The sequence below is a fragment of the Treponema socranskii subsp. socranskii VPI DR56BR1116 = ATCC 35536 genome (assembly GCF_000468115.1).
Taxonomy (GTDB): Bacteria; Spirochaetota; Spirochaetia; order Treponematales; family Treponemataceae; genus Treponema_D; species Treponema_D socranskii.
Map to the genome: position 1 here is coordinate 1 of NZ_AVQI01000048.1, position 8,958 is coordinate 8,958.

Annotated in this window: 7 protein-coding genes and 1 pseudogene; 1 reads left to right on the top strand and 7 read right to left on the bottom strand. The window is 51.7% G+C overall.

Translation table 11 applies throughout. The features are described from left to right. A pseudogene (locus HMPREF0860_RS06160) lies at positions 1–244 on the top strand (Rpn family recombination-promoting nuclease/putative transposase); the annotation flags it as partial. Between the two features lie 438 nt (positions 245–682). Here the strand turns inward: HMPREF0860_RS06160 and tkt are convergent. The 7 genes from tkt to HMPREF0860_RS06200 all read right to left on the bottom strand — a co-directional run bounded on the left by tkt (position 683) and on the right by HMPREF0860_RS06200 (position 8,863). Continuing rightward, a complete protein-coding gene (gene tkt / locus HMPREF0860_RS06170) occupies positions 683–2,653 on the bottom strand; it encodes a transketolase (RefSeq protein WP_021330170.1) in 1,971 nt (656 codons plus the stop codon). 113 nt (positions 2,654–2,766) lie between these two features. Then, positions 2,767–4,224, bottom strand: coding sequence for a hypothetical protein (locus tag HMPREF0860_RS06175; protein ID WP_021330172.1), 1,458 nt, complete (start codon positions 4,222–4,224; stop codon positions 2,767–2,769). A gap of 58 nt (positions 4,225–4,282) precedes the next feature. After that, complete coding sequence (locus HMPREF0860_RS06180) at positions 4,283–4,927, bottom strand: CBS domain-containing protein (RefSeq protein ID WP_021330167.1); 645 nt, start codon at positions 4,925–4,927, stop codon at positions 4,283–4,285. 141 nt (positions 4,928–5,068) lie between these two features. Next, positions 5,069–5,773 (bottom strand): ABC transporter ATP-binding protein, encoded by a 705-nt coding sequence (locus tag HMPREF0860_RS06185; RefSeq protein ID WP_038080904.1) that lies wholly within the window; start codon positions 5,771–5,773, stop codon positions 5,069–5,071. Between the two features lie 327 nt (positions 5,774–6,100). Continuing rightward, complete coding sequence (locus tag HMPREF0860_RS06190) at positions 6,101–6,898, bottom strand: ABC transporter ATP-binding protein (protein ID WP_021330176.1); 798 nt, start codon at positions 6,896–6,898, stop codon at positions 6,101–6,103. Further along, positions 6,891–7,886: a branched-chain amino acid ABC transporter permease gene (locus HMPREF0860_RS06195; RefSeq protein WP_021330175.1), complete on the bottom strand. Its 996-nt coding sequence runs from the start codon at positions 7,884–7,886 to the stop codon at positions 6,891–6,893. Before HMPREF0860_RS06195 ends, HMPREF0860_RS06190 begins: the two co-directional genes overlap by 8 nt. A gap of 53 nt (positions 7,887–7,939) precedes the next feature. Next, positions 7,940–8,863 (bottom strand): branched-chain amino acid ABC transporter permease, encoded by a 924-nt coding sequence (locus tag HMPREF0860_RS06200; RefSeq protein ID WP_021330166.1) that lies wholly within the window; start codon positions 8,861–8,863, stop codon positions 7,940–7,942. Positions 8,864–8,958 lie beyond the last annotated feature (95 nt).

Sequence of the window (8,958 nt, forward strand, 5' to 3'; positions counted from 1 at the left end):
GAATATACGGGAAGATGACTTACGTATGGCAGGTGAAAAGATCGGTTTTGAGCGGGGGATACGCAAAGGCAGAAGAGACGGACTCTTACAAGGTCGACGCGACGGTATTGCCGCGGGGTCGTATCAAAAAGCACGGGAAACGGCAAAGTTAATGCAGCGTGAAAACTGTCCTACCGATTTTATACAGCGGATGACCGGTCTCACCGAGTCGGAAATCGAAGGTTTAAACGAGCCGCTAAAATAGCGCGCCTCGTTTAATTTCGAGTTTTCTTCCGAAAACTCACGGATATACGTGTGCGCAAAAAGCGCACGAATGCGGCATTTTCGAAAGTTGACATTTTCTGCAATGCCGTCCGCGCGCTGCAAAATATGCCTACGCCCGCGTGGAGCACCGCGAAGCGTCCGCGCACGAGCGCGGATGAGCGTGAGCGAAGTGCAGAAGGCGGGTTCTTCCGATATGCGCCGTCCGAAACGGTACCGACCGAATGTCGAACACATTACCCGATACCGCCGCACTCCGGAAGCAAGCCGTTTGAAAGAAAAAACCGCAGAGAAAAGCCTCTGCGGTTTAATAATTTTGATTAATTATTAATCAAATCGAAGTTTGCATTCATTGCCGCCTCGCAACTTTTACTTTGCGCTTTCAGCGTAAGAAGCGGCGCTTTCACCTGCGATGCGGCGCTCAGCGCTTCAGCACCTTTGCGAGATCGGAAGCGGTAAAGTGCAAATGCTCTGCAACTTTTTCCGCCGGCCCCGATTCGCCGAAGGTTTCGATGCTGAAGATATCGCTGCGATCTTTTACGAAGCGGAACCACTCCGTACCGATACCCGCTTCTGCGGCGACGATGCGCTTTGCACTTCCGATGATTTTATTTCGCGCCGCATCGTCCGCTTCGGAAAATCGCTTCAAATCGATAACCGATACGATGCGGATCTTTTTTTCGGGAACGAGCTTCGCCGCTTCAAGCGCCGTATTCACTTCGGAACCTGATGCGAGAACGGTAATATCCGGAGAGGCGCTTCCTTCCTGCACGACGTAGGCGCCCGTGCGGATCGTCTTTTTCCAGTCTTTGTCGGCTTTTTCGTATACGGCAAGTTTTTGCCGCGTCAGCGCAAGGCAAACCGGATGATCTTTGCTTTCGTAGGCCATCTTCCACGCTTCGACCGTCTCTTCGGCATCACCCGGACGGAGCACTTGTACGCCGGGAATCGCACGGAGAGAAGCGAGCGTTTCGACCGGCTGGTGCGTCGGTCCGTCTTCGCCGACGTAAATAGAATCGTGCGTAAAAACGTATATGACCGGCTGCTTCATAAGAGATACGACGCGCAGCGACGGACGGAGGTAATCGCTGAACACGAGGAAGGTCGCACAGAACGGGCGAAGACCTCCGTGCAGACTGATACCTGCGCTGATCGCCGACATCGCAAACTCGCGGATGCCGAATTCGATCATGCGCCCTTTTCGATTTTCGGCCGAATAAACTCCGTCCAAGTCGTCGATCTTCGTTTTATTCGGCCCTGTCAAATCCGCCGAACCGCCGACGAAATTTCCGTAACGCTTTGCGATCATGACGATCGCTTTGCCGCTCGCATCGCGCGTTGCAAGGGAATCTCCGACTTTGAATGAAACGTCGGGAACGTCGTTCGTGGGAGAGTCGGTATGGAAAGCGTCCCACTCTTTTCGAAGTTCGGGATTTTCTTTAGACCACGCTTCGAATTCTTTTTTCCATTCCGCTTCGCGTTCCGCATACGCCGCTTTTTTTGCGGCAAAATAATCGTACGCTTCGGGGAGCACGTAAAAGTCTTTGTCGGAAGGCAAACCGATCGCTTCCTTCGCAGCCTTTACGCCTGCTTCTCCGAGGGGAGCGCCGTGTACGTCGGGCGTGCCCTGCTTCGGCGCGTATTTTCCGATGACCGACGTAAGCATGATGAGCGTCGGTTTGTCGGTACATTGTTTCGCTTCTTCAGTCAATTTAATAATTTTTTCAGGTTCGTACATCGAACCTTTCAAAACCTGCCAGCCGTACGCTTCGTAGCGCTTTGCGATATCGTCGGTAAAAGCGATATCGGTCGAACCGTCTATGCTGATTTTATTTTCGTCGTAAAATACGATGAGCTTTCCGAGCTTCAAGTGCCCCGCAAGACTCGACGCTTCGGACGCAACGCCTTCTTGGAGGCAGCCTTCGCCGACGAGCGAATACGTATAGTGATCGACGATTTTACGAGAAGCCGTATTGAATCGTGCGGCAAGCATCGTCTCGGCAATTGCCGAGCCCACCGCCATCGCCACTCCTTGACCGAGCGGGCCGCTCGTGTTTTCGACTCCGTCCGTCGCGCCGTATTCGGGGTGCCCCGGACACTTCGAACCGACTTGGCGGAAACTCTTTATGTCGTCGAGCGTCACTTTGTAGCCCGCAAGATGCAAAATCGCATACAGCCACATAGAGCCGTGTCCCGCGGAAATCAAAAAACGGTCGCGGTCTGCCCATTTCGAGTCGACGGGATTGTGTTTTAATATGTCGCCGTAGAGAACGGCCGCCAATTCCGCAGCTCCGAGCGGAATACCCGGATGCCCCGAATTCGCCTTTTGAATGGCATCCATCGAAAGACCGCGTACGCTCGCAGCAACGGCCTTAATCGCTTTTTCGTCCATAATCGCTCCTATCAAAAATAATTAATAATTATTATTTAATAAAATAATTTATAAAAATCGTACGATGAAAAAACGGCAATCCTGAAATTAAAAACAGTGCAATGTATTCGCCGTTATTTTACGACGATAAAGCCGTTTCTTTTTTCCGATTTGACGGCATCGGTAAGTTCGCCGCTGATATCTTCAAAATTACATTCCATGCCGTCGAGGGACGCCGCGATCTCATCGGCATCTTCGGTCGCAGCGGCGGGCTCGCATTCGATTATCTCCAGTACGTGCAAAACATGATTGAATATCTGCGACAGGATGACGAGCTCCTGCTGCGGATAGCGCTCAAGGTTTACCGCGGATCGATCGATTTCCAACACGAGCTGATTCGCCTTCCGATACAGCGCAAGGGCGCGGCGGCGCAGCGGTCCGATATGAAAATCGGCAAACCAGTTGTAATCCTTTTTTATTATAGCGTGGCACGAATCGATATGCAATAAAAGAATTTTCCGCTCTTCGGGTTTTAAATGAACGCCGTCCGGCAAAATCCGATCGAGGACGAGATCGGGATCGTATTTTTTTTCGAAAAGCTGATCTTCGATATACGCGTCGAAAACAAAATCCGGAGCGGCCAGATCTTCGAATATCGGATCATCGGAATCCGTGTTGATATTCAAAAAATTATTCCACGTGCCGACGGCGGGAACTTCTTCACCGGCTTTCCACAAGCGCGTTTCAACTCCGAAAGGCTCGTAGGCGACTTTGCGGCTTTGCTGGAGGAACTCTTCGACCGAACCGCAATGCGCCGTACACAACACTTTTACGTCGTCAAAAAAAACGCAGGCGAGCTGCTCTTCGATCGACGCACAGGGCCCCACAACGGCGAAACTTTCAAGGAGATCGGATTCGAGCCTCGCGTACCAATTTTGCCGTTCGAGATCGTCGGTTTGCATGCGCATCGGGTTTTCATCGCGCTTTACCGGCACGACTTCGATCCGGCCGAAATCCCAATCGACGACGCGGCACAAAATGCGGTCGCCGTATTTGAAAGAGCAGTATTTGACGAGCGGCTCGAGTGAATTGACCGTAAGATGCACTTCGGGCGGCAGCTCAAAATCCTGAGATGCCAAATCCATCCCTTTATTCGCAGGGTCGGCTGCAATATATTGAGAAGCGAATTCCGCACCGTAGAGGGCAAAAAGATCGGCCGCATCCGCGCCGGCAAAGGTTACGACCTTTTGTGAAAGCGCTTCGCCTTTGTACGTAAAGGTGAGCGAAGACGGAAGCATTTCGGGATCGACGAAGGGCATGCACCTTCCCCCCGCCGCAAAACAGTTGTGTTCGACTTCCGCTCTCGTCGGTTTAAAGCTGAAAAAGCGGTTCGAAAACGCGCCCGCCCGCGTAATGTAGAATCCGTCGTCCAGCGCAAAAACGCAATCGCTTGAAGCGAGGTATTCTTCACATATCGTGCGCGTCGCGCGCACGCCCATTTTGCCGAGTATGCGCGCAAAATCTTTATCGGAAAAAACTTCGCGATACGTTCTGAGAAATCTGTCGATAAGCGTTTTTGTCTGTGCTTTCATCGTTTATAAAATACTGACAGTCCGCCGCAAAAGCAAATAGGTATTTTCAAAAACTCGGTCACACGACGCGGATATCTTCTACGGAAACGCCGCAGTCCGAAAGCACCGACTGCATCGCTTCGAGCGTTATGTCGGTCGCTTTTACCGTGAGACGGCGCACGCCGGGCTCTTTCAGCTCGTCGGTAACGACGGAAACGATATTGCCGTTAAGCGCCGCGATCTTTTCGGCGATCTTTGCGAGCTGACCGGGCTTGTCGGCGCTGCTTATCGTCACGCGCACTCCTTCGTGGCGGGCACCGAACATATTCGTAAACAAGTGAAAGAGATCGCTTTCCGTTACGATGCCGATGAGGATATCGTCTTTCATAACGGGAAGACATCCGATTTGATTGTCGACCATGATGCGCGCCGCTTCTTCGACGATTTCGTTTTCCGAAACCGTCACGACTTTTTTTGTCATGATTTTTTCGACGGTGAGCTTCGAAAGCAGATAGCCGATTTCATACATATCGAGCGTGGTCGCATCGGACGGACCGGCTTTCGCCAAATCGTTTTTAGTAATGATGCCCGCAAGTCTGCCGTTTTTGTCGATGACGGGCAGCTTGCTGATAGTCTTTTTCATCATAAGCGCTTTGGCTTCCGTGAGCGTCGTTTCCGGAGAAACGTACACCGGGTTTCGCGTCATCACATCCTTTACAATCATACAAATCCTCCTGCCCCTGCTTAGTATTATAACACATTCCGCGCGATTTTACTGCCATGCTGCGATTTTTTTATCGGCCGCTATGCTCCGGTACCGCAAAAAAATCCGCAACATACGCTGCAACCGCCGCCGCACGATGAGCTAACCGCCGAGGTAAGCCGCTTTTACGGCGGGATCGGCAGCGAGATCGGCCGCTTTTCCGCTCTTCGATATTGCGCCCGTTTCGAGGATGTACGCGCGGTCGGCAACGGAAAGCGCTTTATACGCATTTTGTTCGACGAGCAGAATCGTCGTCCCTTCCGCGCTGATTTTTTTAATGATCGAAAAGATTTCGTCGACGAGGATCGGCGCAAGCCCCATAGAAGGTTCGTCGAGCAAAAGCAGTTTCGGAAAAGCCATGAGAGCGCGGCCCATCGCGAGCATCTGCTGCTCACCACCGGAAAGCGTTCCCGCATTTTGCTTTAAGCGTTCTTTTAACCGCGGAAAAAGTTCGAACACTTTTTCCGTATCGCGCCGGATTTCCGCCTTGTCGCGCCGCAAATAGGCGCCGAGTTCGAGGTTTTCGCGCACCGAAAGGTTTTGAAAAATACGCCGGCCTTCCGGCACCTGAATCAAACGGCGCTCGACGATTTTGTCGGGCGCGCAATCGGTGATGTCTTCTCCGTCGAAAAAAACGCTTCCCGCATCCTTTTTCAAAATATTCGAAACCGCGTGCAGCGTCGTCGTCTTGCCCGCGCCGTTCGATCCGATCAGCGTGATGACTTCTTTGTCTTCGACCGAAAACGAAATATCGTGCAGCGCTTTGATCGCGCCGTATGAGACGGTAAGGTTTTTAACTTCGAGCAGCGTACTCATCGTGCCCCCATATAATAGGTTAAATGTCGAGTTTTGAAAATACCAGCGAAATAAAGCGATGCTTTCAGCGAGAACTTCGTTCGCTGCACTCACTACCGAGTTTGCTCTGCAAACTCGCCGTGTATACCGCGGTCGAGCTTTTGGGGCAGGCTTCCGCAAGCCTAACGCTCGAAACGGCACGCAGCCGGAACCTCGCTGTAAGCATAATTTTATTTATTTTCAAAACTCACCATTCATTGATACATGAAACAGTTGGAAAATTTCGAGTTTTAGAAAACTCGAAATCCAATCTAACAATTAATAAAAATCGATTCTCGTTTATGACGCGTCCCGGCCGAGATAGGCTTTGATGACCTGCGGATTCGTCCGAATCTCTTCGGGCTTTCCTTCAGCTATGATGCGGCCGTAATCAAGCACCATTATGTGTTCGCAGATTCCCATGACGAGCTTCATATCGTGTTCGATAAGCAAAATCGTCAAATCGAATTCCTTTCTGATAAAATCGATCATGCGCATGAGTTCCGCCGTTTCCTGCGGATTCATTCCGGCAGCAGGTTCGTCAAGCAAAAGCAACTTCGGCTTCGATGCAAGGGCGCGTGCGATTTCCAGTTTGCGCTGTTCGCCGTAGGGCAGGTTACGCGCGAGTGAGTCTTTTTTACCGTCGATTTTAAACAGCTGCAAAAGATGCATCGCCCGTTCGCTCATCATTTTTTCATCGCGCCTGTACTTCGGAGTACGCAGCAGTACGTCGAAAGGAGAAACCGTGCGCGACGAGTGCAGCGCGATGCGCACGTTATCGGACACCGAAAGATTTCCGAAAAGCCTGATGTTTTGAAAGGTGCGCGCGATGCCGATCGCGTTGAGCCCGGCGGGCTTCATTTTATTGATGATGCGGACTTTGCCGTTTTTATCCCAAAACGAAAGCTGTCCTGAAGTCGGCGTATAGATACCGCTGATCATATTGAACAGCGTCGTCTTTCCCGCGCCGTTCGGGCCGATCAAACCGTAGAGCCCTCCTTCGCGCAGTTCGCATGAAAAATCGCTCACCGCACACAAGCCGCCGAAGATGATCGAAACGTCGCTCGCTTCGAGCACGAGTTTTTTTTCGTCAGCCATTGTGCGCCTCCGTTTTTTTGCCGCGCACGAGCGACGAAGCGATTTTATCAAAGGTGCGGACGAACGAAAATTCTTTCATCCCCATAAGTCCCTGCGGGCGGAATATCATCACGATGATGAGGATAACAGGGTAAATGAGCAGGCGGTAATTTTGCAAAAAGCGTAAAAACTCCTGCACGTAGGTGAGCACAAAGGCCGCGAGCACGCTTCCGGTCGTCGACCCCATACCGCCGAGTACGACGAAGATGAGATAATCGATGCTCTTCGTAAACGACGCCTGGTCGGGTTTTACGAATCCGATAAAAGGCGCGTAAAGCGCTCCGCCGATACCCGCGACAAAAGAGGCGATGACGAAACCGAGCATCTTATATTTAAACACATCGATGCCCGCAGCATTCGCAGCGATTTCGTCTTCGCGCACGGCGAGGATCGCGCGGCCGTAAGTCGATCGTATAAAATTCTGCACCAAAACGATGAGGACGACGAGAGTTCCGACGATGACCGTATACGCAAGCGCGGGATCAAGTGTCAGCGCCGTCGGAAACTGTTTACCGTTGGGGCCTCCCGTCCATCGTTTTAAGTTGACAAGTACGACGCGGATTATTTCACCGAAGCCGAGCGTTACGATCGCAAGGTAATCGCCCTCGAGTTTGAGCGTCGGAAAGCCGATAAGAAATCCGAAAAACGACGTAAGGATACCGGCGAAAACGATCGAAAGGGGCAGCGGTACGTGCGCATTTGTCGAAAGCAAAATCGTCGCATACGCGCCGATCGCCATAAAGCCCGCCTGTCCGAGCGACAGCTGCCCCGTAATGCCGCAGATCATATTGACGCTGAGCGCCATAATCGCGTTGACCGCCGACAGCGTGAGTATCTGCGCGGTATACGCATCGATGATTTCCAAGCGTATGAGGAGGGCGGGAAGCGCGACGGCGAGCAGCGCGCACACACCCGGAACGAGCATATTTTTCAGCAGTGTATTTTTCATAATTAATAATAACTCCTATGCGATGCGAAAGCCGTATTCCTACGCTTGGCGCATCACACTTTTACCGTACGGCTTTTTCCGAATATGCCCGACGGCTTTACCAAAAGGACGATTATTAAAATCGAAAACGAAATCGCATCCGCGTACTGCGAAGAGAGAAAGCCCTTCGTGAGCGTTTCCGCGATGCCGAGCAGGATACCGCCGAACATCGCACCGGGGATCGAACCGATGCCGCCGAGAACAGCCGCGATAAAGGCTTTGAGACCGGGCATATACCCCATCATCGGATCGACTTGCGGATAGGCGGTCGCATACAAAACGCCGCCCGCACCCGCGAGGATCGAGCCGATAACGAAAGTAACCGCGATAATGCGGTTGACGCTGATCCCCATCAGAGAAGCGGCCTGCATATCGAACGAAACGGCTTGCATCGCTTTGCCCGTCTTCGTCCTGTTTACGATATAATTTAAAACGATCATCAAAAACGCACTCGACGCGATGACGATACACTGGATATTCGATACGGCAAGAGAACCGAATAAAAAGTTTTTTACCGCAATCGTCGGAAACTGGCGAGGATCGGGCCCGACAAAGGGCAGCACGCGCATCGTATTTTGCAAAATGAGTTCGACCGCAATCGCCGTGATAAGCGAATTGAGGCGCGGAGCCGAGCGGAGCGGTCGGTAGGCAAAGCGCTCGATGACGAGCGAAAGCAGGGCGCAAACGACCATAGCCGCGGCAAAGGCGAGCACGAGGCTTACCGGAGTGACGCCTGCTGCGACCGAAGGCGCAGATCCGAGCGCGACAAGCACGAAGTAGCCCGCGTACGCTCCCATCATGACGACGTCTCCGTGAGCAAAATTGATAAGTTTTACAATGCCGTAGACCATCGTATAACCGAGCGCGATGAGAGCGTAGATGCTGCCGAGCGAAAGCCCGTTGATGATCTGCTGTAAAAACAGTAAACCGTTATTCATATTCGATTCCTAAACCTTTTTCATTTTCTATATTAAACGATAAGTTTTACAGTACCATATCCGCGCCGATTATTCAATAAAACGCTCATTAATAA